Source organism: Streptomyces similanensis (genome assembly GCF_039543625.1).
GTDB classification, from domain to species: Bacteria; Actinomycetota; Actinomycetes; order Streptomycetales; family Streptomycetaceae; genus Streptomyces; species Streptomyces similanensis.
Window position 1 is genome coordinate 39,034 of the sequence record NZ_BAABKC010000135.1, and the last position, 23,150, is coordinate 62,183.

Here is a 23,150-nt window from a genome sequence, read left to right on the forward strand (position 1 = left end):
CGGTGAGGGAAACCGGTTCACTTGCGGTGGGCGGACATGCCCTTGGCGGCCGCCTGGGTGATGTTGCGGGCCATCCCGCCGAAGACGACGGAGTGGAACGGGGCGACGGACCACCAGTAGGCGTGGCCCAGCAGGCCGCGCGGGTGGAACAGGGCGCGCTGCCGGTAGCGGGTGCGGCCCCGCGCGTCCGTCTCGGCGAACATCTCCAGCCAGGCGAGCCCGGGCAGCCGCATCTCGGCGCGCAGCCGCAGCAGCCGGCCGGGCTCGATCTCCTCCACCCGCCAGAAGTCCAGCGAGTCGCCGACCCGCAGCCGCTCGGCGTCGCGCCGGCCGCGGCGCAGCCCGACCCCGCCGACGAACCGGTCCAGCCAGCCGCGCACCGCCCAGGCCAGCGGGAACGAGTACCAGCCGTGGTCGCCGCCGATGCCCTCGATCACCTTCCACAGGGACTCCCGGGAGGCGTCGACGGAGGCCGTCCGCTCGTCCTCGTAGAGGCTGCCGCCGGCCCAGTCGGGGTCGGTGGGCAGCGGATCGCTGGGCGCCCCGGGCACGGCGGCGGACGACCAGCGGGTGGCGACCTGCGCCTCGCGCACCTTGCGCAGGGCCAGGGCGAGCGCGTCGTCGAACGGCAGCGGCCGGCCCGGCAGGTCGGGGACGTAGCGGGCGATGTCGTGCTCGCGGCAGACCACCTCGTGGCGCAGCGACTCGGTCAGCGGCCGGGCGATGGCGGCGGGCACCGGGGTGACCAGGCCGACCCAGTGGCTGGAGAGTCCGGGGGTGAGGACGGGCACCGGCACGATGATCCGGCGCGGCAGGCCCGCCACGGCGGCGTAGCGGGCCATCATCTCGCGGTAGGTGAGCACGTCCGGGCCGCCGATGTCGAAGGTCCGGTCGACGTCCGCGGGCATGGTGGCGGAGCCGACGAGGTAGCGCAGCACGTCGCGGATGCCGATGGGCTGGATGCGGGTGCGCACCCAGCTCGGGGTGACCATGATCGGCAGCCGTTCGGTGAGGTAGCGCAGCATCTCGAAGGAGGCCGAACCGGAGCCGATGACGATCGCCGCCCGCAGCACGGTGGCCGGCACGGGCGCGTCCACGAAGATCCGCCCGACCTCGGCGCGGGAGCGCAGGTGCGGGGAGAGCTCCCGTTCCGGGACGGAGCGCGGGGTCAGGCCGCCCAGGTACACGATCCGGCGCACCCCGGCGGCGTGCGCCCGCTCGGCGAAGATCCGGGCCGCGCGGCGGTCGGTGTCCTCGAACGAGGAGCCGGTGCCCAGCGCGTGCACCAGGTAATACGCCACGTCGATGCCGCGCATCGCCCCGGCGACGGAGTCCGCGTCCGTGACGTCGGCGGCGACGGTCTCCACGTCCGGCGCCCAGGGCTGGTCGCGCAGCTTGCCGGGGGAGCGGGCCAGGCACCGCACCCGGTGGCCGGCCGCCAGCAGTTCGGGCACCAGGCGGCCCCCGATGTACCCGGAGGCCCCGGTGACCAGGCAGTGCAGGGATTCCGGTTCGGGCTGTCCGTCCGTGCTCACGCGCGTGTCTCCCACCGGTCGGTCCGACGCCGTGTCCCGCGCCCGGTTCGAACACCGGCGCGGACTGTCCACGTACCCGCTCAACGGGACGACGGCCCGGCGGACGCGCTACGTCACCCGATCGGGCTAACGCCGGGCCCGGCCTGATCCAGACGAGAAGCCCTACCGCCTGCTGCGGATGAGCAGGTACAGGAAGTACGGCGTTCCGATCACCGCGGTCATCAGACCGGCGCCGAGCTGGGCCGGCGCGATGACGGTACGGCCCACCAGGTCCGCCGCGCACACCAGGACGGCGCCGAGCAGCACCGCGACCGGCACCACCCGCGCGTGCCGGCGGCCCACCAGGGCCCGGGCCGCGTGCGGCGCGACCAGGCCGACGAAGCCGATGGTGCCCGCGGCGGCCACGGCGGTGGCGCTCAGCAGGACGCTCAGCGCCAGGAAGCCGAGCCGGCCGCGCCCCGTGTCGAGCCCCAGCAGCCTCGGGGTGTCCTCGTCCAGCGACACCAGGTCGAGTGCGGCGCGGCGGGCGACCGTGACGGCCAGGCCCACGGCCAGCACCGCGCCGAGCGGCGCGACGTCGGGCAGCGTACGGCCGTAGGTGGAGCCGGACAGCCAGGTCAGCGCCTTCGTCGCGTTGAACGGGTCGGTGAGGATCACCAGCAGGGCGATCAGGGCGCTGGTCGCGGTGGCGACGCCGAACCCGACCAGGACCAGCCGCTCCTGCCGGAACCCGCCGCGGGCGGCGAGCCCGAAGACGACGACGGAACTGGCCGCCGCCCCGGCGAAGGCGGCGCCGGCCAGGCTCCACGAGCCGGCCAGGGGGACCGTCGTCACCAGGGTCACCGCGCCCAGCGCGGCCCCGCCGGAGACGCCGAGGGTGGCCGGCTCGGCCAGCGGGTTGCGGGTCACGGCCTGCACGAGCGTGCCGGCCAGCGCGAGCGCCCCGCCGGCCAGCAGCGCCGCGAGGACCCGCGGCACGCGCGTGTCGAGCACGAACGCGACGGTCCGCCCGGCCCGGCCCCGCGTCCAGTTCAGCACGTCGCCCAGCAGCAGATGGGTGTCGCCGAGCAGCACGGCGGCGACGCTGACGCCGACCAGGACGAGCACGAGGACGGCGGTGGTGGTCAGGAAGACGGCCCGGCCGCGGACGCGCAGCCGGTCAGGTGCGGTCGCCGAGGCGGCGGCGCGCGTCCGGGCCGCCATCACGGTCAGGAACACCGCGCCGACCAGGCTGGTGACGACGCCGGTCGGGACGGCGACGGCGGTGTCGGCCGGGACGACGGCGCGCAGCAGCACGTCCGAGCCGAGCACCAGCACCGCTCCGGTCAGGCCCGCGACCGGCGCGCCGAGCCGCGTCCGGGTCAGTCCGCGCAGCCGGCGGGCCAGGGGCCGCACCAGCGCGGGGGCGCACAGGCCGACGAAGCCGATCGGTCCGGCGAGGGTGACGGCGGCCGTGGAGAGCAGCGACGCGCACACCACGACGGTGATCCGGGTGGCCCCGACCCGGACGCCGAGCCCGCGGGCGGCGTCCTCGCCGAGGGCGAGGGCGTCCACGCGGCGGGCGGCCAGGAGCAGTCCGGCGAGTCCGGCGAGGGCGATCGGCGCCATCTGGAGGACGCCGCCGAACCCGCTCTGGGCGATGCTGCCCTGGTTCCACTGGTAGAGGCCCTCGGTCTGCCGGGGGAACAGCAGGAGCAGTCCTTCGGTGACGGAGGTCAGGCCGAGGGTGAGGGCGCTGCCGGCCAGGACGAGGCGGACGGTGCCCGCGCCGAGCCCGGACAGCCCGAGGACCACGGCCGCCGCGGCGAGCCCGCCGGCGAAGGCGATGCCGGAGGAGGCGATCAGGGGCAGCGAGACGCCGGTGACGGCGGCCAGTCCGAGGGCCAGATAGGAGCCCGCGTTGACGGCGAGGGTGTCGGGCGAGGCGAGGACGTTGCGGCTGACGGCCTGTAGGGCGGCGCCCGCCGCGCCGAGGACGACGCCGACGAGCAGTCCGGCGGTCATGCGCGGCAGCCGGGAGGCGACGACCACGGAGGCGTCGCCGGGTGCGGCCCGGCCGGTGAGCGCCCTGAAAACTTCGGGGGCGCCCACCGAGGCGGTGCCCTGGGTGATGTCGACGAGGGCGAGGACGGCGACCAGCAGGACCAGCGCGACCGTCACCGCGACGGCCCCCCTGGGGGATCTCGCCGCGGCCGGGCGGGTGGCGGGAGGGGAGGCGGTGACGGTCACGGTGCTACTTCTTCGTCAGCGCCGCGACGACGGCGTCGGCGTACGCGCTCATCGACCCGGGGCCGCCGAACATCCAGATGCCGTCGGGCAGCCGGTGCACCTCGCCCTTCTTCACGAACGGCAGCGAGGTCCACACCGCGTCCTTGGCGAGGGCGCCGGTGAAGGGCGTGCTGGTCTTGTCGTCGTCGCTGGCGATGTAGGCGAACCGCACGTCGCCGCCGAGCTTGGTCAGGCCCTCGATGTCGGTGGTGGCGAGGCCGTAGTCCTTGTCGCCCTTGAGTGTCCAGGCGTTCTTCAGACCGAGCCGCTCGTTGACGGCGCCGATGAGCGAACCGCTGGTGTACGGCCGGATGGAGACCTGGTTGGCGTTGACGTAGCCGTCGGCGAACGCGTACCGGGCGCCGGCCAGCTTCGCGTCGGCGAGCGCCTTGCGGCCGGCGGCGAGCTTGGCGTCGAACGCCTTCTCCAGCGCCGCCGCCTTGTCCGCGGTGCCGGTGGCCCGGGCGATGAGGTCCAGGTTGCCGGTCATCTGCCCGATGGGGTCGGCTGCGTTCGCGGAGCGCACCTCCAGCACCGGGGCGACCTCGCGCAGTTGCTTGAGCGCGGCGGCGGACAGGTCGGTGGTGGCGACGATCAGGTCGGGGCGGAGCGCGGCGATGGCGTCCATGCTGGGCTCGCCGCGGGTGCCGATGTCCTTGGGGGAGTTCTTGAGCGGGACCGCGCTGTCCCAGCTCTTGTAGCCCTTGACGTCGGCGACGCCGACCGGGTCGACGCCGAGCGAGACCAGGCTCTCCACGACGTTCCACTCGGTGCCGACGACCCTGGTGGCCGGGGCGTCGAGCTTGACCTTCGCACCGGAGGCGTCGGTGAGGGTGACGGGCCCGGCGCCCTTCGTCGCGGCGGACCCGTCGCTGTCCTTGGCGGGCTCGGTGGTGCCGCAGGCGGCCAGGACCAGCGCGGCGGCGGTGGCGGCCGTCGCGGTCAGCAGCGTGCGTCTTACGGGGTGGTGCCTCATGCGGTGGTGCCGAGCCTTTCGGTGCGTGTGTGGTGGCGGCCGAGGGCGCGGGTGCGCAGCCGGCCGGTCAGGGGGTCGGTGCCGACCTCGATGCGGATGCCGTAGACGTCGGTCAGCCGCTCGGGGGTCAGCACCTCCTCGGGCAGTCCGGCCGCGACGACCCGGCCGGTGCGCAGCAGCACGATCCGGTCGGCGACGGCGGCGGCCTGGTCCAGGTCGTGCAGGACGGCGCCGACGGCGATGCCGCCGTCGTCGGCCAGGTCGCGCACCAGGTCGAGCAGTTCGACCTGGTAGCGCAGGTCCAGGTAGGTGGTGGGCTCGTCGAGGAGCAGGACGCCGGTCTCCTGGGCGAGGCAGGAGGCGAGCCAGACGCGCTGCAGTTGCCCGCCGGAGAGGTGTTCGGCGCCGCGGTCGGCGAGTTCGGCGACGCCGGTCAGGGCGAGCGCCCGTTCGACCGCGGCCCGGCCGCCGGGGTCGGTGCGGCCCCAGCGGCCGCGGTGCGGGTAGCGGCCGAACTCCACGACGTCCCGCACGGTCAGTCCGCTGGGTGTGGGGCGGCCCTGGGTGAGCAGGGCGACCCGGCGGGAGAACGCGCGCGGGGTCAGGGCGAGGCCGTCCGCTCCGCCGTCCAGGACGAGTTCGGCGGTCCGGGGCTTCTGGAGGCGGGCCAGGGTGCGCAGGAGTGTCGACTTGCCGCTGCCGTTGGGGCCCACCAGTACGGTGACCTCGCCGGGGCGCAGCGTCAGGGCCGCGTCGTGGACGACGTCGACGCCGTCGTAGGCGACGGTCACACGTGTGGCGGACAGCTCGTGACCGCGCGGGCCCGAGGGCAGGGGTATCTCTTCACCGGGTTGCACGGAGGCAAGGTTAGCCTAACCTAAATACCCCTGGTCGCCGCCCCTGCCGGGCCTCCGGCTCAGGCCGTCCGGGCCGCGTCGTCCCCGTGCGCCTCCAGGATCTGCCCGGCGGCCAGCGTCGGCGTCAACTCACCGTCTCTCACCCGCTGTTCGAGGCTCGGCGCGAGCGCGCGCACCGCCGGGTCGGCGTACAGCCGGCCCAGGATCTCGTCGCGGACCATGTCCCACGTCCAGTCCACCTGCTGGTCACGGCGCTTGGCGGCCAGCCGTCCGGTGGAGTCCAGCAGGGTGCGGTGCTGTTCCAGCCGCTCCCACACGGTGTCCAGACCGGCCGACTCCCGCGCGCTGCAACTGAGCACCGGCGGCGTCCAGAAGGCGTCCTTGCCGTGCATCAGGCGCAGCGCGCCCGCCAGTTCACGCGCCGCCGCGCGGGCGTCGCGCTCGTGCGGGCCGTCCGCCTTGTTGACCGCGATCACGTCGGCCAGCTCCAGCACACCCTTCTTGATGCCCTGCAACTGGTCGCCGGTGCGGGCGAGGGTGAGCAGCAGGAAGGAGTCGACCATGTTCGCGACCGCGGTCTCCGACTGGCCGACGCCGACCGTCTCCACCAGGATCACGTCGTAGCCGGCCGCCTCCATCACCACGATCGACTCGCGGGTCGCCTTGGCCACCCCGCCCAGCGTGCCCGCGGTGGGCGACGGGCGCACGAACGCCGCCGGATCCACCGCGAGCCGCTCCATCCGCGTCTTGTCGCCCAGGATCGAACCGCCGGTCCGGCTGGAGGACGGGTCGACGGCGAGCACCGCCACCCGGTGCCCCAGCGAGGTCAGCAGGGTGCCGAACGCGTCGATGAACGTCGACTTGCCCACCCCCGGCACCCCGCTGACCCCGATCCGCCGCGCCCGGCCGCCGTGCGGCAGCAGCGCGGTCAGCAACTCCTGGGCCAGCGCCCGGTGCTGGGGGCGGGTGGACTCGACGAGCGTGATGGCGCGCGCGATGACGGCACGCTTCCCGTCGAGGACACCCTTCACATACGCGTCGACGTCGACCGCCCCGGGCCTCAAAGGTCGTGCCCCAGCTCGTCGGCGAGCCGGCGCACCAGGTCGTACGCCGCGTCCGGGATCACCGTGCCGGGCGGGAAGACGGCCGCCGCGCCCATCTGGAGCAGCTCCGGCACGTCCTGCGGCGGGATCACCCCGCCGACCACGACCATGATGTCCTCCCGGCCCTCCTCGGCCAGCGCCTCGCGCAGCGCCGGCACCAGGGTGAGGTGGCCGGCGGCCAGCGAGGAGACGCCCACGATGTGCACGTCCGCCTCGACGGCCTGGCGGGCCACCTCCGCCGGGGTCTGGAAGAGCGGGCCGACGTCCACGTCGAAGCCGAGGTCGGCGAAGGCGGTGGCGATCACCTTCTGGCCGCGGTCGTGGCCGTCCTGGCCCATCTTGGCGACCAGGATGCGCGGCCGGCGGCCCTCCGCCTCCTCGAAGGCGGACACCAGCGTGCGGGTGCGGTCCACGGACGGGGACTCACCGGTCTCGTTGCGGTACACGCCGGAGATCGTACGGATCTGGCCGGCGTGCCGCCCGTACACCTTCTCCAGGGCGTCCGAGATCTCGCCCACGGTCGCCTTCGCGCGCGCCGCGCGCACCGCCAGCTCCAGCAGGTTGCCCTCGCCGGCGGCGGCCCGGGTCAGCGCGTCCAGCGCGTCCCGGCAGGCGACGTCGTCGCGCTCCGCGCGCAGCCGCCGCAGCTTCTCGATCTGCTGGGCGCGCACCGAGGAGTTGTCGACCTTGAGGACCTCGATCTGCTCGTCGCTGTCCACGCGGTACTTGTTGACGCCGATCACCGGCTGGCGGCCGGAGTCGATCCGCGCCTGGGTGCGCGCCGCCGCCTCCTCCACCCGCAGCTTGGGGATGCCCGCGTCGATGGCCTGCGCCATGCCGCCGGCGGCCTCCACCTCCTGGATGTGCTGCCAGGCCCGGCGCGCCAGGTCGTACGTCAGCTTCTCCACGTACGCGCTGCCGCCCCACGGGTCGATCACCCGGGTGGTGCCGGACTCCTGCTGGATCAGCAGCTGGGTGTTGCGGGCGATGCGCGCGGAGAAGTCGGTGGGCAGCGCCAGCGCCTCGTCCAGGGCGTTGGTGTGCAGCGACTGGGTGTGCCCCTGGGTCGCCGCCATCGCCTCCACACACGTGCGGGTGACGTTGTTGAACACGTCCTGCGCGGTCAGCGACCAGCCGGAGGTCTGCGAATGGGTGCGCAAGGACAGCGACTTGTCGTTCTTCGGGTCGAACTGCCGCACCAGCTTCGCCCACAGCAGGCGGGCCGCGCGCAGCTTGGCGACCTCCATGAAGAAGTTCATGCCGATCGCCCAGAAGAACGACAGCCGGGGCGCGAACGCGTCCACGTCCAGGCCCGCCTCGCGGCCCGCCCGGATGTACTCCACCCCGTCGGCCAGCGTGTACGCCAGCTCCAGATCGGCCGTCGCCCCCGCCTCCTGGATGTGGTACCCGGAGATGGAGATCGAGTTGTAGCGGGGCATCCGCTGGGAGGTGAAGGCGAAGATGTCGGAGATGATCCGCATCGACGGCTTGGGCGGATAGATGTAGGTGTTGCGGACCATGAACTCCTTGAGGATGTCGTTCTGGATGGTCCCGGCCAGCTTCTCGGGCGGCACGCCCTGTTCCTCGGCCGCCACGATGTACAGCGCCAGCACCGGCAGCACGGCGCCGTTCATCGTCATCGACACGGTCATCCGGTCCAGCGGGATGCCGTCGAACAGCTGCCGCATGTCGTAGATCGAGTCGATCGCCACGCCCGCCATGCCGACGTCACCGGTCACCCGCGGGTGGTCGCTGTCGTAGCCGCGGTGCGTGGGCAGGTCGAAGGCGACCGACAGACCCTTCTGGCCGGCGGCGAGGTTGCGCCGGTAGAAGGCGTTGGACTCCTCGGCCGTGGAGAAACCCGCGTACTGGCGGATCGTCCAGGGCTGGTTGACGTACATCGTCGGGTACGGGCCGCGCAGGTACGGCGCCATGCCCGGCCGGGTGTCCAGGAAGTCCAGGCCCTCCAGGTCCCGCCCGGTGTACAGCGGCTTGACCGGGATGCCCTCCGGGGTCTCCCAGTCCGCGCCCTCGGCGCCGGCCGCCTTCGCGACGGCCGCCCGCCACCGCCCGGCGTCGCCCTCGACGGCCGGGCTGCCCAGCTCGATCCCGGTGAAGTCGGGGATTCCCATCAGGACGCCTCCATACGGTCGAGGGTGGCGCCGAGCACGGCCACGGCGTCGCAGCCCGCGAAGACGTAGGAGTCGACACCGGTGTACTGTCCGGGCCGCCCGGCGAGGAACACGTGTGTGGCGCCGGCCGCCCGCAGCCCGGCGGCCACGGTCTCCGCCTGCTCCTCGTACAGCGCGTCACTGGAGCACAGGCACACCTCGGTGGCCCCGCTGTCCTCGAACGCGCCCTCGGTGACCGGCTCGACGCCGCCCGCCTGGAAGAGGTTGGCGGCGAAGGAGAGGCGCGCGGTGTGCGCGGCGGCCGGACCGATCGGCACCAGGAAGACCCGCGGCCGGGCGCCCGTCGCGGCCAGACGGGCGTCCGAACGGGCGCGCAGCGCCTCGTACGCCTCGTCGCGGCGCACCCGCGGCAGCCCGCCGGACCGCGCCTCGGGCGCGCTCTCGCGCACCACGGGCTTCTCCGCCAGAGACGGGAACTCGCTGACGCCGGTGACGGGTTCGCGCCGCTTGGCCAGCCGCTCGGAACGCACCCGCCAGGTCTCGGCCAGCTCCCGCCCCAGCTCGCCCGAGCGCAGGGCGGCCGCCTGGCCGCCGGCCCGCTCGATCCACCGGAAGAACTCCCAGCCCGCCCGGGCCAGTTCGTCGGTGAGCCGCTCCACGTACCAGGAACCGCCCGCCGGGTCGATCACCCGGGACAGGTGCGACTCCTCGACCAGGATGGTGGAGGTGTTGCGGGCGATGCGGCGCGCGAAGGCGTCCGGCAGGCCGAGCGCGTGGTCGAAGGGCAGCACGGTCACCGCGTCGGCGCCGCCCGCCCCGGCGGCCAGCGTCGCCACGGTGGTGCGCAGCATGTTCACCCACGGGTCGCGGCGCGTCATCATCACCGGCGAGGTCACCGCGTGCTGGAGCTGCGCCCCCGCGCGCGGCGCGCCGCACACCTCGGCGACCTTCGCCCACAGCCGGCGCGCGGCCCGCAGCTTGGCGATCGTCAGGAACTGGTCGGCGCTGGCCGCGTACCGGAACTCCAGCTGTGCGCATGCCTGTTCGACGCTCAGCCCGGCCTCCGTCAGCTCGCGCAGATACGCGACCGCGGTGGCCAGCGAGGCGCCCAGCTCCTGGGCGGCCGAACCGCCGGCCTCGTGGTACGGCAGCGCGTCCACGGTCAGCGCCCGCACCCCGGGGTACGCCGCGGCGCACCGCCGGGCCAGCTCGGCGGCCGGGGCGAGGTCGCCGGGCCGTCCGGTGCGGGCCTCGTGGCCGAGCGGGTCCGCACCCAGGTTGCCGCGCGCCGCCTCGGCGGCCACGCCCCGCTCCTCGTACAGCCGCAGCAACTCGTGTGCGGCGGGCCCGGTGTCCGCGCCCGCGTCCAGGACGACGGGCGCCAGGTCGAGGTAGACGCCGTCCAGCACCGCGCCGAGCTCCGGCACCGGGACGCCGCCCTCCCCGGCGACCAGCCAGAGGGAGGTGACACCGTTCTCCAGGTCCGCGAGCACCGTGTCGCGGTCGGCCACCGTGTGCCGTTGCCGGACGTCCCAGCCGCCCACGGTGTTGCCCTCGGCCCGGCCGCCCCGGACGAAGGGCGCGAAACCGGGCAGACCCGGTTCGGGCGCGGTGTCGCGCGCGGTGTAGAGGGGGCGGGTGCGCAGCCCGTCCTCCAGTTGGGTGGACAGGGCTTCCTCGGCCGCGTCGCCCTCTACGTCCTTGCCCGCTTTGCGCAGGACACCCGCCACGAGGCGCTGCCACTGCTCATGGGTCACGTCAGGGAACTCGGCGGCCAGTTCGAGCCCGTCGTCAGGCAGGACCGTCATGCTCGGATGCTAGGGCACGGAGCCGAATCCGCAGGAGAGGGCACGGCTGTGACCTTGCCCTCCCGGTCTCTGTGACCTCCGCCTCTTCGCGTCGGGCCCGCCCGGCGGCGGCCTTGGCCGGAGGCCGTCCGCCGCCGGGTGGGATGATCGCGGACGCGCCCAGGAGGCGGCCGGGGGCGTCCCGCCCGCGCGCGGATTCGACGGAGGCGGAAGAGATGAGCACGAGCACGGGGACGAACGGCGTCGACCACGAACTCGTGGCGGCCGCGGCCGAGGTGGCCCGCACCCGCTGCCGGGGCGACCACCACACCATGGCGGCCGCGGCCCGCGCCCGGGACGGCCGGGTCGTCACGGCGGTGAACGCCTACCACTTCACCGGCGGCCCCTGCGCCGAGCTGGTCCTCATCGGCGCGGCGGCCGCCCAGGGGATCTACGAGCTGGAGACGGTCGTCGCCGTCGGCGACCGCGACCGGGGCGTCGTCCCGCCGTGCGGCCGGTGCCGGCAGGCCCTCCTCGACTACTTCCCCGGCCTGAGGATCATCGTCGCCGACGGGGAGGGCCTGCGGTCGGTGCCCGTCGCCGACCTGCTGCCCGCGACCTACGTATGGGCCGACCACCAGCTCGACGCCGGGTAGAGCGCGCCGTTCGTGAGGGTGCGTGGGTGGCTCCCCCCGGGGTGGCCGTGCCAAGATGACTACTCGCAAGTAAGTTACTGGCCCGCAGTCGTCGTGTCCGCCCCCGGGGAAAGGAGCCACCGTGTCCCGTGTCCTCACCGTGGCCCGCAGCGTCTTCATCGAGGTCTCGCCCGAGACGGCCTACGCGGCGGTGAGCCGCCCCGGTGACATGGGCCGCTGGAGCCCGGAGAACCTGGGGACGGCCGAGGGCACGCCGGCCGGCCCGGCCGCGCTCGGCGCCTCGTTCGTCGGCCGCAACAAGCGCGGGGCGTTCCGGTGGACGACGCGGTGCACGGTCACCGCGGCCGATCCGGGCCGCCGGTTCGCCTTCCGCGTCCACGCCATCGGACTGCGGCGCCCGCGGCTGCCCGGGCCGATCGCCACCTGGGAGTACGCCTTCGAGCCCGAGGGCGCCGGGACCCGGGTGACGGAGACCTGGACCGACGACCGGCGACGGTGGCCCGACGCCGTGGCCCACGCCTTCGACCGGATCGTCACCTCGGGCAGGACCTTCGCCCAGTTCCAGACCCGCAACATCGACATCACCCTGCGGAACCTGAAGCGGGAACTGGAGAAGGCGCACAGCTGAATTCCCCCCGCGCGCGGCGATGAGTTCTCCGGTCCCCGGGAGTCCTATGGTCGTCGACGACATGGGAGGAACCATGGCTCAACTGCTGAAGGTCCAGAACTTCAACGTCTCCAGCGACGGCGTCGCCGCCGGCGAGGACCAAAGTCTCGAACTTCCGTTCGGGATTGTCGGGCCCGAGCGGCTGTTCGGCTGGGCCGGCGCCACCGCGAGCTGGCCCAACCGCACCGATGCGGGCGGCAGCCGCGGCCTGGACGACTACTTCACCCGCGACTTCTCGCACAACATCGGCGCCGAGATCATGGGCCGCAACAAGTTCGGTCCGCAGCGCGGCCCCTGGCAGGACGACGAGTGGCGCGGCTGGTGGGGCGACGAACCGCCGTTCCACACCCCGGTGTTCGTCATGACCCACCACGAACGCCCCTCGTTCACGCTCTCCGACACCACCTTCCACTTCGTCGGCGGCGACCCGGCCGCGGTCCTCGACCAAGCCCGCGAGGCGGCCGGGGGCAAGGACGTACGGCTCGGCGGCGGGGTGAGCACCATCCGGCAGTTCCTCGACGCCGACCTGATCGACACCCTGCACGTGGCGGTCTCGCCGCTCAAGCTCGGCGACGGGCTGCGGCTGTGGGAGTCGCCCGAGGAACTGCTCGACCGCTTCCACCTGGACGTCGTGCCCAGCCCGAGCGGAGTGACGCACCACGTGTTCTGGCGCAAGTGACCCGCCGCTCCGCGCACCGAATCACCCGCGCCGCCCGCCACCGCCCCGGGCTCAGCCCGTCACGGCCGGCCTGAGGACCTCCGCGCACCACTGACGGAACGTCGTCGGGGTGGCCGACTCGGGGGTGCGCGGGGCGGCGTTGTCCATGCCCTTGTTCTTGGCCTCGAACATGTCCACCGTGGCCTGCGCCATCGCCTCGGTCGTCCCGAAGCCGGTCAGGCGCTCCTTGAGGGCCGCGCCCGGGATCCGCCGGTAGCCGACCTCGGTGCCGAGGACCTCGCCGGCGATCCGCGCCATGTCGGTGGGCGACAGGTCCTCGGGGCCGAGACAGGCGACCTCGCCGGCGCCCGTCCAGGTGTCGTCCAGCAGCAGGCGCGCGGCGGTGGCGGCGATGTCCTGGGTGGCGACGGTGGGAACCTTCAGGTCCGCGTCGGCCATCAGGGAGAACACGCCCTGCTCCCTGATGGCACGGGCCTGGCGGAGCAGGTTGTGCATGAAGGACGGGCAGACGACCGCCCGGTAGGCGACGCCCGAGGAGGCGATCAGGTCGTCCATCGCCAGCGAGGCGGTGACCAGTCCGGCGTGCTCGGCCATCGGCGTGCCGCGGCCGAGCGCGGAGACGCCGACGACGCGCCGGACGCCGTGGCGGGCGAACGCGGCGCAGGCGGGGCGGCTGAAGCCGACGAAGGCGGCCTCCGCGCTCGGCGCGGCGCCGTCGCCCGGCGCGAGCCAGAAGACGGCCTCGGCCCCGGCGCACGCCCGGTCGACGACGGCGGCGTCGCCGTGCGAGCCCTGGACGATCTCGACCCGTTCGCGGACTCCCTCCTCCAGACGCGAGGGATCGCGGACGACGAGGCGCAGCGGCGCGCCCCGGTCGAGCAGGCCGGCGACGAGCCGGCGGCCGATGGTGCTGGTGGGTGCGGTGATGACGATCATGAGTACTGCTCCGTCTCGACGGTGCGGATGAACTGTCGTGCGGTCAGGTGGGTGTCGTGCCCGCGGGACACGCGCGGGGGCAGGGCGGTTGTCAGGCGGCGCGCGGGAGGTACGCCAGGCCGTGGGCGCCGGAGGCGCCGGACGCGGCGACGTCGATCCTGGCCAGGCTGCGCAGCGTGGCCAGGTCCACGACGTGCACGGTGGAGGAGGCGTAGCCGGCCACGTAGGCGAGCCGGCCGTCCGGTGACGAGGTGATGGTCAGCGGGCAGCGCCCCACCTCCACCCCGCCGAGCCGCTCGCGGGTGTCGGCGTCGAACACCGTCAGCCGACCCGGCGCCATCCGCACCTCGCCGCCCGCCGGACCGTCCTCCGTGCGCACCTCGCCGACCAGCAGTTCGCCGGTGGAGGTCAGGTGCAGCGGCACCGCGCGGTGCTCGGTGGGCAGGGTGGCGACGACGGACGCCGTCCGGGTGTCGACGACCCTGACCCCGGGAGCGGGCCCGTCGTCACGGCCGGCGAACGAGCCGCTGAACGGCGCGGCGACGAAGGCGTACGCCCCGTCGGCCGAGACGGCGACGCCCTCGCTGCCGGGCACCTCGACCCGCGCGGTGACGGCGCCCCGTTCGAGGTCGAGCGCCGAGACGAACGGCGCCTCCTTGTTGGCGACGTACGCCGTCCGGCCCGCCGCGTCGACGGCGACCCAGTGCGAACCGGCCGCCCCGGTGTCGATGCGGCCCACCGGCCGGCGCGTCTCCGCGTCGATCACGACGACGCCGCCGGGCCGGTCGGCCGACGCCTCCACGGTGACGTAGAGGCGGCCGCGCCGCGCGTCCAGCGCCAGTCCGTGCGGCGCGTGTTCCGGGGCGAGGTCGACCACCTCCACGACCCGGCGGGCGTCGGGGTCGATGACGACCAGCTCGGTGCGCCGGCCGCCGTGGGCGTGGTAGAAGCCCGAGCGGTACGTCACGGTGCACCACAGCAGCCGCCGCACCGGGTCGAAGCACAACTCGTGCGGCTCGGCCAGGACGTCGAGCGAACCGAGGCGCCGGTCGTCGGCGGCGTCGTAGAAGGAGACGGTCGGACCGCTCTGGTCGACGACGGCCAGTACGTCGCCTTCCCGGCCGGAACGCGCGGATTTCTGCATGGGAGTCCCTCGCACACGTGGGGGCGTCCTCGCGGACACCCGCTGTCTTGGCGAACACCTCCACTGTGGGCACGAGAGAATTCCGCGACAATGCAAGAATCGGCACCCGATAGTTGACTCATACGCAAAAGTACAGCTCAGTGCCATGAGGAGAGGTGGACCAGGAGTGGCGATGGACCTCAATCTGCTGCGCGCTCTGGACGCGCTGCTCCAGGAGAACAGCGTGACCCGCGCCGCCGAGCGGCTCGGCACGTCCCCCGCGGCGGTCAGCCGTACCCTGGCCCGGCTGCGCCGCGCGGTGGGCGATCCGCTGCTGGTCCGCGCCGGCCAGGGCCTGGTCCCCACCCCGCGCGCCCTCGAACTGCGCGACGAGGTACGCGCGTTGCTGCGCGGCTGCGACGACGTCCTGCGCCCCGGGGCGGGCTTCGAGGCCGTGCACCTCCAGCGCGCCTTCACCGTGCAGACCACCGAACTGCTCCTGGCGGGCCTGGCCGGCACCCTGACGGAGCGGGTCCAGGCCGAAGCCCCGCACGTGGACGTGGTGTTCCTGCCGGAGGCGGTGGAGGGCGGGCCCGCGCTGCGGCAGGGCGCGGTCGACGTCGAACTCGGCGTCCTGGGGCACCTGGACCCGGAGATCCGCACCCGGCACGTCGCCCGCGCCCACCTGGTCGGCGTGGCCCGGGCCGGCCATCCCCTCTTCGGCCGGCGGATCGACGCCCGCCGGTTCGCCGCGGCCGGACACATCGGCATCTCCCGGCTGGGCAAGCGGTTCGGGCCCATCGACACCGCGCTGGCCGAACGCGGGCTGCGGCGCCGGGTCGCGGTCGTCGTCCCCAGTCACACCGGCGCGATGCTGCTGGCCAGGGACACCGACCTGGTCGCGCTCACCCTGGCCGACTGGCTCCCGGGGACCGTCGCCGCGCTGGGGCTGCGCACCTTCCCCATCCCCCTGGACCTGGCCCCGCTGGAGTTCGGCATGGCCTGGCACCCGCGCAACGACGCCGACCCGGGCCACCGCTGGTTCCGCGACCACCTGGCCGCGTCGGCACGGGCCCTGTCGGGGACGGCGGGCGGCGGCTCACCGTGAAGCAGCACGACGTCGTACGGGACGACTGCTCACCGTGCGGCACGGAGCCGTACGGGACGACCGCTCGCCGTGCTCAATCCCGCGCCGCCCAGGCGTCCGCCCTCGCCCGGTCGACGGCCGCGCGCAGCCCGGGCAGGTCGATGAACTCGGTGTGGGTGCCGACGCCGCCGCAGGCGAACGCCCCGGCCACCGACCCGGCCAGCACGCACTCCTCCCACCCCCGCCCCTCGAACAGGGCGTGCAGGAAACCGGTGACGAACGCGTCGCCCGCGCCGTTGGTGTCCACCACCGGCCGTTCGGGGCGCACCGCCGGGAAGTGCCGTACCCGGTCCTCGCCGCGCACCAGCAGATGGCAGCCCTCGGCGCCGTCGGTGGCGACCACCGCCCGGGCCCGGCCCCGGTCGAGGACCGAGCGCAGCACCGGCTCCAGCCGGTCGTGGATCGCCGCCGCGCTGAGGAAGACGTAGTCGGAGGCGAGGGCGTAGGCACGGTGGTGCGGGTCGCGGCCGTCCCAGTCGTGCAGGTCGGTCGAACTGGTCACGCCGAGGCGGTGGACGTCCTCGTACATGTCCCGGTTGTGGCCGACGATGGAGAGGTGGACATGGGCGGCGCGCTCCAGGAACGGCAGGTAGAAGTCGCGGGGCAACCGCAGGGCGGCGGGGTGCCGGCCGTCGAAGAAGGAGAAGCGGCGGCCCTCGGCGTCCACCAGGTTGGCCGAGCGCGGGGTGCCGTGCGGGGAGACGCGGTGGCTGAAGTCGAGGCCGTGGCGGGCGTAGTGGTCCAGCACCATACGGCCCTGCGGGTCGTCGCCGAGGAAGTCGAGGAACTTGGTCCGCAGGCCCAGCGCGTGGCAGCCCAGCGCCACCCCGTTGCCGGTGTGGCCCACGTAGTCCCGCAGCGGCTCCACGAACACCGAGTCGCCGGGCGGCAGCCGCAGTTCGGGCACGCGCACGATGGTGTCCACCCCCACGCCGCCGACCACGAGGACGTCGTGGTCGCTCGTACGGCGGTCTCCGGCACGCGGGGCGCCGTCGGGCGGCTCGGGCGAGGTCATGTGCGCACTCCTCGGGGGGCGGTGGGCGAGGCAGGCAGCGAGTCAAACACCAAGTCCCGGTCGCTGCAAGGACTTGCTGCAACTTTCAGCACGCCCGTGCGGGCGCGGCGGGAGTGGTAGAACCGTGACTCCACGCACCGCGCACCGACCCGAGCGAGGCGCACCCGACCGCAGCGAGGCACACCCGAGCCCATGACCACCCGCATCCTCGTCACCGGCGGAGCCGGCTTCATCGGTTCCGCGTACATCCGCACCCTGCTCGGCCCATCCGGTCCGCCCGGCGTCACGGTCACCGTGCTGGACAAGCTCACCTACGCCGGCAGCCTCACCCGCCTCGAACCGGTGCGCGCCCACCCCGCGCTGACGTTCGTGCACGGCGACGTGTGCGACGCGCCGACCGTGCGGCGCCTGGCGGCCGCACACGACGAGATCGTGCACTTCGCCGCCGAGTCGCACGTGGACCGCTCCATCGAGGACGGCTCCGGGTTCACCCTCACCAACGTCGTCGGCACCCAGGTGCTGCTGGACGCGGCGCTGCGGCACGGGGTGCGCGCCTTCGTGCAGATCTCCACCGACGAGGTGTACGGCTCGATCCCCGAGGGCGCCGCGCGCGAGGCGGACCCGCTGCGGCCCAGCTCGCCGTACGCCGCCTCGAAGGCCGCGGCCGACCTGATCGCGCTCGCCCACCACCGCACCCACGGCCTGGACGTCCGGGTGACCCGCTGCACCAACAACTTCGGGCCCTACCAGCATCCGGAGAAGGTGATCCCGCGGTTCGTGGCGACCCTGCTGACCGGGGGCCGGCTGCCGATGTACGGCGACGGCCGGCAGGTGCGGGACTGGCTGCACGTGGACGACCACGTCCGCGCGGTGGAACTGGTGCGCACGGCGGGCCGGCCGGGCGAGGTCTACAACGTCGGCGGCGGCACCGCGCTGACCAATCTGGAACTGGCCGACCGCCTGCTGGCCTGGTGCGGAGCGGGCCGGGACCGGATCGAGCACGTCACCGACCGCAAGGGCCACGACCGCCGCTACGCGGTCGACGACGGCAAGATCACCGCCGAACTGGGCTACCGCCCCCTCACCGACTTCGCCCCGGCGCTGACCGCCACGGCGGACTGGTACCGGGCCCACCGGTCGTGGTGGGAACCGCTGCTCACCCCATGAACCGGTCCTGAGCCGGTCCTGAGGTGGTCTTGAGGTGGCCTTGAACCGGCTGAGCAGGAGGCGAAGTCTGTAGCAGCTCAGATAATAGCCATGGCTACAGTAGCCATGTACGGTATTTCTCATGACCAAGGGTTCAACGGGCCCCACGCCCGGCTTCCTGGTGTGGCGGCTCGCCAACAAGTGGCGGGTCGCGGTCGACCGTGCGGTGGCTCCCCTCGGCCTCACGCACGCGCAGTACTCGCTGGTCGCGTCGCTGTACGGCATGTCGCGCGCCGGCGAGCGGCCCAGTCAGCGCCGGCTGGCCGACCACACCGGCCTTGAGGCGCTGTACGTCTCGAAGCTGGCGCGCACCCTGGAGTCGGCCGGGCTGATCGAGCGCACCCGCGATCCTCGCGACCCGCGCGCCGTGCAACTCGCCCTCACCGAGCAGGGACAAGCCGTCACCCGGCAGGCGATCGCGGTGGTCCAAGGGCTGCTCCAGCAGTTGCTGGAACCGCTCGGCGGTCTTGGCGCCCCGCGGGCCCGCGCGTTCACCGAGGACCTGACGACCCTGCTCGACACACCACTCGCTCCGCCCGTGCCGAACGCGTCGAACGCGTCGAACGTATCGAACGCCGAGAGGACCAAGGGGACACCATGACCACCACGGAGAACACCGGCACCGCACCGGCCGCAGCCGCTTCCGGCGCCGCCACCGCACCCCTCGCCGACGCCCGCGCTCTCGCGCTGGCCCACTACGCCGCCCGCGGCGTCCTGGAGCACGTCCTGGCCGGGCACGGTCTCACCTTCCAGCAGCACATCGCCCTGCGTGCCGCCGTCACCGCCGACGCGCCGCAGTCGCCGGACGATCTCGTCGCCCAGGTGCGCGGCGCCCTGAAGGCCGACCCGGCCGACATCCGCGCCACCCTGGACGCACTGGTGGCCGGCGCACTGCTCGCCGTGGACGGCCCGCACCTGCGTCCCACCGGGGCGGGACGTGAACGCGTCGGTGCCGTCGCCGCGGCGACCGCCCCCCTCAGCGCCCGCGTCTGGGCCGGGATCCCCACCGCCGACCTGGCCGCCGCCGGCCGCGTCCTCGCCACCGTCACCGAGCGCGCCGACGCGGAACTCGAGGCGCTGACCGCCCGACAGGCCGCCTGACGCGGGACGTCGAACGCGCTCCCACCGGACGGGCGGTTCAACGGGGGCGGTCCGGGAGCCGAACCCCCGGACCGCCCCCGCCACTCGCGCCGGACACGCCGTCGTCACTGCCGTGAACGGCCGGCGTCCTGGAGCCGTTGGTCGGGGTGGTGGTTGCCGCCCCGGGCGCGCAGGGGCACCTCCGTCTCGGTGAGCACGCGGTGCACGAAGCCGTACGACCGCCCGTGCTCCTCCGCGATCGCCCTTATGGACATGCCCTGTTCGTACTGCTTCCTCATCTGCCGCGCCAGCTCCGCGCGGGCCGTGCCGGTGATCTGCTTGCCCTTGTCCACGACTCGGTCCTTTCGGTGATCGTCGTCCGGGTGTCCTCGTCGTCTACCCCGAACGGCGCACCAGTCACCGGCCGGCCGACTCCCGTCGCCGTCGGGCGGGTTCGGCCGTCACGCGGCCGCCCGGGGCGCGGCCGCCCCGGCCGTGAACTCGGCCAGTTCCCCGGCCGACTCGGGGGTCAGGCGGTAGAAGCCCTGGAGGCTGATCGAGCGCTCCAGACGGCCGTCCTGGACGTACTTCAGACCCCGCGTCGCGCCACGGCGGTTGCGCCAGGTGAGCCGTGACAGGAGATCACCGGGGACGGGTATGTCGAAGCGCACGGGCGTCGCGTCCACGTGCACCGCCTTGGCGCCGCACCCGTCGGCGCCGAGCATCCACCAGTCGCCGTGCCCGGGGTGGGCCGGGTCCCGCCACGTGTCCGGGGCGGCGCCGCAGCAGTCGCCCCGCTCCAGATCGATCACCCGCATCCGGCTCACCACGTACACGACGCACCGGTTGACGTGCACCGCGAACACCTCGTCGCCCGGCCGGGCGCCGGACCAGGCGGGCAGCGAGGTGTGGACACCGCTGAAGGCGACCGGCGGACGCTCGCCCACCCGGCCCTCCTTGCGCAGGGCACGGCAGGTGTCTTGGGTCCACAGGACGGTGAAGGCATCAGACATGGCGTGATCGTAGGGGCGGCCACTGACATCGACGCCGGTTCGCTCCAATGGCGGACATCCGCTCGTGCGCGGCGCCCGGTCCGTACGAGGGTGGCACTGGTCGCGGCGGGGGCTTCCCGCCGGCCGCCCGTCGCCCCCGAGGAGATCGGCATGCTTCAGGACTCCGGAGCCAAGCCCGCCGAGCCGGGCGTCGTGGCGGCCAACGCGGAGGTACGGCGGCGCTTCGCCTTCGACGACACCCAGGACCTGGACGACGCCCGCCGCGGCTTCATGGGCACGGCGCCGGAGAGCCTGATCCGCGCCGAGGACGGGCGGGTGGTGTGGGACCTGGATGCCTACGGCTTCCTCGACCAGGACTGTCCCGACACCGCCAACCCGAGCCTGTGGCGGCAGAGCCGGCTCTGCTCCGAGCACGGGCTGTTCGAGGTGACCGAGGGCATCTACCAGGTACGCGGCTTCGACCTGTCGAACATGACCCTCGTGGAGGGCGAGCGGGGCGTCTTCGTCATCGATCCGCTGCTGTGCGCCGAGACCGCGGCGGCCGGGCTCGCCCTGTACCGCGCCCACCGGGGCGAGCGCCCGGTCACCGGCGTGCTGTACACCCACAGCCACGCCGACCACTTCGGCGGGGTCCGGGGCGTCCTCGGCGACGAGGACGTGGCCCGCGGGGCGCCCGTGCTGGCCCCGCACGGCTTCCTGGAGCACGCCGTCAGCGAGAACGTCTACGCCGGCACCGCCATGAACCGCCGCGCCGCCTACATGTACGGCGCCGCGCTGCCGAAGGGCGAGCGGGGGCAGATCGGGGCCGGTCTCGGACAGACGACCGCGACCGGCTCGGTCGGTCTGATCCCGCCGACCGCGGACATCACCCGCACCGGGCAGTCGGAGACCGTCGACGGCATCCGGATGGTCTTCCAGCTCACCCCCGGCACCGAGGCGCCGGCCGAGCTGAACCTCCACTTCCCCGACCGCGCGGCGCTGTGCATGGCCGAGAACGCCACCCACAACCTGCACAACCTGCTGACCCTGCGCGGCGCCCAGGTCCGCGACCCGCGCGTGTGGGCCCGCTACCTGGCCGAGGCCGTCGCCCTGTACGGCGCCTCCTCGGACGTCGCGTTCGCCTCCCACCACTGGCCGGTCTGGGGCCGCGAGCGGGTCGTCGCCTTCCTCACCGGGCAGCGCGACCTGTACGCCTACCTCCACGACCAGACCCTGCGCCTGCTCAACCAGGGCAGGACGGCGCTGGAGATCGCCGAGGAGATCCGGCTGCCCCCGGCGCTGGAGCGGGCCTGGCACACCCACGGCTACTACGGCTCGGTCAGCCACAACACCAAGGCCGTCTACCAGCGCTACCTCGGCTGGTTCGACGGCAACCCGGCCCACCTGTGGGAGCATCCCCCCGTCGAGGCCGCCCGGCGGTACGTGGAGTTCATGGGCGGCGCCGACGAGGTGGTGCGCCGCGCCCGCCGGTCCTTCGCCGACGGCGACTTCCGCTGGGTGGCGCAGGTGGTGCAGCACGTGCTGTTCGCCGACCCGGACCACGCCGAGGCCCGGCGGCTCCAGGCCGACGCCCTGGAGCAGCTGGGATACGGCAGCGAGAACGGCACCTGGCGCAACTTCTTCCTCACCGGCGCCCATGAACTGCGCCACGGCTCCGTCGGCACGCCCACCGCCACCACCTCACCCGATCTGCTGGCCGCCCTGACCCTCGACCAGCTGTTCGACTCCCTGGCCATCCGGGTGGACGGCCCGCGCGGCTGGGACGCGGACATCGCCGTCCGCTTCGAGATCACCGGCGGCGGAGCGACCACCCTGCGGCTGCGCAACGGCGTCCTCACCCACGGCGCCGACACCGGTACCGGCGCCGACGGCCCCGCCGCCGGCCCGGACGTCACGATCGCCCTTCCCGAGAGCGACCTCAGGGCGCTGCTGCTGGGCGCGACGGACCCGGCCGACCTGGCCGCCCGGGAGAACGTCCGGGTCACCGGCGACCTCGGCGGGCTGACCGCACTCCTCGGCCACCTCGACGCCCCCGACCCCGACTTCGCCATCGTCACCCCCTGAGGTGCTCCCCGGGCGGGACGCGGCCATCTGGGTGACGATGAAGATGTCCTGAACCTGCTGTGTCGCGCCCTGAGAGAGGTGGACGACCATGACACTCCCCTCCGATTCCCCGGACCACAGCCCCCCGCACGAGACCCCGCCCCGGACCGCGCAGCCAGGCGCCTCCCAGGCCCCGCACCGGAGCGCCGCCGAGCCACCGGCCCGGGACACCGCGCCCGGCGGCGAGACCCTCGGCGCGCTGGCGAACCTCGGCTGGCAGGCACTGTTCACCATCGGCCTCGCCTCGATCGCCCTGGGTGTCATCGTCCTGATCTGGCCGGGCGAGACGCTGCGCGTCGTCGGTGTGCTCTTCGGCGTCTTCCTGCTGGTCAGCGGCGTCTTCCAGCTGACCTCGGCCTTCGGCGCCCATGTCCCCGGACACCTGCGCGCGCTGCACTTCATCACCGGCGCGCTCTGCGTGCTGCTGGGACTCGTCTGCTTCCGCGGCACCCTGGAGTCGATCCTGCTGCTCGCCCTGTGGCTCGGTTTCGGCTGGCTGCTGCGCGGCATCATGATGACCGCCGCCGCGGGCTCGTCGCCCGGGATGCCGGCGCGCGGCTGGCAGCTGTTCCTGGGCATCCTGACGCTGCTGGCCGGCATCGTGCTGATCGTCTCGCCGTTCGGCTCGATCGCCGCGCTCACCCTGGTGACCGGCGTCATGGCCATCGTGCTGGGCGCGGTCGAGGTCGTGCACGCCGTGCAACTGCGGATCGCGGCGGGCCGGCTCACCCGGGGCGCCGCCGGCAAGCAGCGCGGGGCCCGCTTCCACGCACACCCCCACCCGCAGCACTGACCACCCGTGCCCGGTGTCCCGCGCCGCCCCCGCCCGCACCAGGGCGGGGGCGGCCGGGGACAACGGGCACGTTC

The 23,150-nt window shown here is 74.0% G+C and carries 21 protein-coding genes; 9 read left to right on the forward strand and 12 right to left on the reverse strand.

Features of this window, described 5'->3' with window-relative positions:
- Window positions 1-17: 17 nt before the first annotated feature.
- The 7 genes from ABEB07_RS36460 to ABEB07_RS36490 form a co-directional block, all read right to left on the reverse strand.
- On the reverse strand, window positions 18-1,535 hold the full coding sequence (locus tag ABEB07_RS36460) for an SDR family oxidoreductase (protein WP_345672346.1): 1,518 nt from the start codon (window positions 1,533-1,535) through the stop codon (window positions 18-20).
- A 162-nt stretch (window positions 1,536-1,697) separates the two neighbouring features.
- Window positions 1,698-3,764, reverse strand: a complete 2,067-nt coding sequence (locus ABEB07_RS36465; RefSeq protein ID WP_345672347.1) for an iron ABC transporter permease — start codon at window positions 3,762-3,764, stop codon at window positions 1,698-1,700.
- Between the two features lie 4 nt (window positions 3,765-3,768).
- A complete protein-coding gene (locus ABEB07_RS36470; RefSeq protein WP_345672348.1) occupies window positions 3,769-4,779 on the reverse strand; it encodes an iron-siderophore ABC transporter substrate-binding protein in 1,011 nt (336 codons plus the stop codon).
- The gene (locus ABEB07_RS36475) at window positions 4,776-5,636 is read right to left on the reverse strand and encodes an ABC transporter ATP-binding protein (RefSeq protein ID WP_345672349.1); all 861 of its coding nucleotides are present in this window, start codon (window positions 5,634-5,636) and stop codon (window positions 4,776-4,778) included. Before ABEB07_RS36475 ends, ABEB07_RS36470 begins: the two co-directional genes overlap by 4 nt.
- Window positions 5,637-5,695: 59 nt before the next feature.
- The gene (meaB, locus tag ABEB07_RS36480; protein WP_164584728.1) at window positions 5,696-6,700 is read right to left on the reverse strand and encodes a methylmalonyl Co-A mutase-associated GTPase MeaB; all 1,005 of its coding nucleotides are present in this window, start codon (window positions 6,698-6,700) and stop codon (window positions 5,696-5,698) included.
- The gene (gene scpA, locus ABEB07_RS36485) at window positions 6,697-8,871 is read right to left on the reverse strand and encodes a methylmalonyl-CoA mutase (RefSeq protein WP_345672351.1); all 2,175 of its coding nucleotides are present in this window, start codon (window positions 8,869-8,871) and stop codon (window positions 6,697-6,699) included. The genes meaB and scpA overlap by 4 nt, the downstream gene beginning before the upstream one ends.
- Window positions 8,871-10,679, reverse strand: coding sequence for a methylmalonyl-CoA mutase family protein (locus ABEB07_RS36490; protein WP_345672353.1), 1,809 nt, complete (start codon window positions 10,677-10,679; stop codon window positions 8,871-8,873). Before ABEB07_RS36490 ends, scpA begins: the two co-directional genes overlap by 1 nt.
- Window positions 10,680-10,894: 215 nt before the next feature.
- Between ABEB07_RS36490 and ABEB07_RS36495 the strand changes: the two genes are divergently transcribed.
- The 3 genes from ABEB07_RS36495 (at window position 10,895) to ABEB07_RS36505 (ending at window position 12,660) form a co-directional block, all read left to right on the forward strand.
- Window positions 10,895-11,314, forward strand: coding sequence for a cytidine deaminase family protein (locus ABEB07_RS36495; protein WP_164581920.1), 420 nt, complete (start codon window positions 10,895-10,897; stop codon window positions 11,312-11,314).
- Window positions 11,315-11,435: 121 nt separating this feature from the next.
- A complete protein-coding gene (locus ABEB07_RS36500) occupies window positions 11,436-11,942 on the forward strand; it encodes an SRPBCC family protein (protein WP_345672354.1) in 507 nt (168 codons plus the stop codon).
- Between the two features lie 73 nt (window positions 11,943-12,015).
- The gene (locus ABEB07_RS36505) at window positions 12,016-12,660 is read left to right on the forward strand and encodes a dihydrofolate reductase family protein (protein WP_345672404.1); all 645 of its coding nucleotides are present in this window, start codon (window positions 12,016-12,018) and stop codon (window positions 12,658-12,660) included.
- Window positions 12,661-12,711: 51 nt separating this feature from the next.
- Here the strand turns inward: ABEB07_RS36505 and ABEB07_RS36510 are convergent, their stop codons facing one another.
- Together ABEB07_RS36510 and ABEB07_RS36515 are read right to left on the reverse strand one after the other, a co-directional pair.
- Window positions 12,712-13,596, reverse strand: a complete 885-nt coding sequence (locus ABEB07_RS36510; RefSeq protein WP_345672355.1) for an NAD(P)H-binding protein — start codon at window positions 13,594-13,596, stop codon at window positions 12,712-12,714.
- A 91-nt stretch (window positions 13,597-13,687) separates the two neighbouring features.
- Window positions 13,688-14,740, reverse strand: a complete 1,053-nt coding sequence (locus tag ABEB07_RS36515) for a YncE family protein (RefSeq protein ID WP_345672356.1) — start codon at window positions 14,738-14,740, stop codon at window positions 13,688-13,690.
- Between the two features lie 172 nt (window positions 14,741-14,912).
- On the opposite strand from ABEB07_RS36515, the gene ABEB07_RS36520 reads away from it, so the two are divergent.
- Entirely contained in the window at window positions 14,913-15,827 is a 915-nt protein-coding gene (locus tag ABEB07_RS36520) for a LysR family transcriptional regulator (RefSeq protein ID WP_164581909.1), read from the forward strand.
- A 73-nt stretch (window positions 15,828-15,900) separates the two neighbouring features.
- Here the strand turns inward: ABEB07_RS36520 and ABEB07_RS36525 are convergent, their stop codons facing one another.
- A complete protein-coding gene (locus ABEB07_RS36525; RefSeq protein ID WP_345672357.1) occupies window positions 15,901-16,881 on the reverse strand; it encodes a carbohydrate kinase family protein in 981 nt (326 codons plus the stop codon).
- A gap of 192 nt (window positions 16,882-17,073) precedes the next feature.
- Here ABEB07_RS36525 and rfbB point away from each other — a divergent pair, with 192 nt between their 5' ends.
- From rfbB to ABEB07_RS36540, 3 genes are all read left to right on the forward strand, one after another.
- Complete coding sequence (gene rfbB / locus ABEB07_RS36530; RefSeq protein ID WP_345672358.1) at window positions 17,074-18,048, forward strand: dTDP-glucose 4,6-dehydratase; 975 nt, start codon at window positions 17,074-17,076, stop codon at window positions 18,046-18,048.
- A 121-nt stretch (window positions 18,049-18,169) separates the two neighbouring features.
- Window positions 18,170-18,688, forward strand: a complete 519-nt coding sequence (locus tag ABEB07_RS36535; protein WP_345672359.1) for a MarR family winged helix-turn-helix transcriptional regulator — start codon at window positions 18,170-18,172, stop codon at window positions 18,686-18,688.
- The gene (locus tag ABEB07_RS36540) at window positions 18,685-19,188 is read left to right on the forward strand and encodes a MarR family transcriptional regulator (protein WP_345672360.1); all 504 of its coding nucleotides are present in this window, start codon (window positions 18,685-18,687) and stop codon (window positions 19,186-19,188) included. Before ABEB07_RS36535 ends, ABEB07_RS36540 begins: the two co-directional genes overlap by 4 nt.
- Before the next feature lie 104 nt (window positions 19,189-19,292).
- Here ABEB07_RS36540 and ABEB07_RS36545 read toward each other — a convergent pair whose 3' ends face one another.
- Window positions 19,293-19,520 (reverse strand): helix-turn-helix domain-containing protein, encoded by a 228-nt coding sequence (locus tag ABEB07_RS36545; RefSeq protein WP_164581881.1) that lies wholly within the window; start codon window positions 19,518-19,520, stop codon window positions 19,293-19,295.
- Window positions 19,521-19,628: 108 nt separating this feature from the next.
- The gene (locus tag ABEB07_RS36550; protein ID WP_345672361.1) at window positions 19,629-20,180 is read right to left on the reverse strand and encodes a hypothetical protein; all 552 of its coding nucleotides are present in this window, start codon (window positions 20,178-20,180) and stop codon (window positions 19,629-19,631) included.
- 150 nt (window positions 20,181-20,330) lie between these two features.
- On the opposite strand from ABEB07_RS36550, the gene ABEB07_RS36555 reads away from it, so the two are divergent.
- Both ABEB07_RS36555 and ABEB07_RS36560 read left to right on the forward strand, forming a co-directional pair.
- Entirely contained in the window at window positions 20,331-22,244 is a 1,914-nt protein-coding gene (locus ABEB07_RS36555; protein ID WP_345672362.1) for an alkyl/aryl-sulfatase, read from the forward strand.
- Window positions 22,245-22,332: 88 nt separating this feature from the next.
- Window positions 22,333-23,076, forward strand: coding sequence for an HdeD family acid-resistance protein (locus ABEB07_RS36560; protein ID WP_345672363.1), 744 nt, complete (start codon window positions 22,333-22,335; stop codon window positions 23,074-23,076).
- Window positions 23,077-23,150: the final 74 nt, after the last annotated feature.

Coding starts and splice junctions, on each gene's coding strand:
- ABEB07_RS36510 (WP_345672355.1), bottom strand. CDS start 13,596: ATGATCGTCATCACCGCACCCACCAGCACCATCGGCCGCCGGCTCGTC.
- rfbB (WP_345672358.1), top strand. CDS start 17,074: ATGACCACCCGCATCCTCGTCACCGGCGGAGCCGGCTTCATCGGTTCC.
- ABEB07_RS36535 (WP_345672359.1), top strand. CDS start 18,170: ATGACCAAGGGTTCAACGGGCCCCACGCCCGGCTTCCTGGTGTGGCGG.
- ABEB07_RS36555 (WP_345672362.1), top strand. CDS start 20,331: ATGCTTCAGGACTCCGGAGCCAAGCCCGCCGAGCCGGGCGTCGTGGCG.
- ABEB07_RS36540 (WP_345672360.1), top strand. CDS start 18,685: ATGACCACCACGGAGAACACCGGCACCGCACCGGCCGCAGCCGCTTCC.
- ABEB07_RS36525 (WP_345672357.1), bottom strand. CDS start 16,881: ATGACCTCGCCCGAGCCGCCCGACGGCGCCCCGCGTGCCGGAGACCGC.
- ABEB07_RS36470 (WP_345672348.1), bottom strand. CDS start 4,779: ATGAGGCACCACCCCGTAAGACGCACGCTGCTGACCGCGACGGCCGCC.
- ABEB07_RS36505 (WP_345672404.1), top strand. CDS start 12,016: ATGGCTCAACTGCTGAAGGTCCAGAACTTCAACGTCTCCAGCGACGGC.
- ABEB07_RS36495 (WP_164581920.1), top strand. CDS start 10,895: ATGAGCACGAGCACGGGGACGAACGGCGTCGACCACGAACTCGTGGCG.
- ABEB07_RS36550 (WP_345672361.1), bottom strand. CDS start 20,180: ATGTCTGATGCCTTCACCGTCCTGTGGACCCAAGACACCTGCCGTGCC.
- ABEB07_RS36560 (WP_345672363.1), top strand. CDS start 22,333: ATGACACTCCCCTCCGATTCCCCGGACCACAGCCCCCCGCACGAGACC.
- ABEB07_RS36520 (WP_164581909.1), top strand. CDS start 14,913: ATGGACCTCAATCTGCTGCGCGCTCTGGACGCGCTGCTCCAGGAGAAC.
- ABEB07_RS36515 (WP_345672356.1), bottom strand. CDS start 14,740: ATGCAGAAATCCGCGCGTTCCGGCCGGGAAGGCGACGTACTGGCCGTC.
- scpA (WP_345672351.1), bottom strand. CDS start 8,871: ATGGGAATCCCCGACTTCACCGGGATCGAGCTGGGCAGCCCGGCCGTC.
- ABEB07_RS36490 (WP_345672353.1), bottom strand. CDS start 10,679: ATGACGGTCCTGCCTGACGACGGGCTCGAACTGGCCGCCGAGTTCCCT.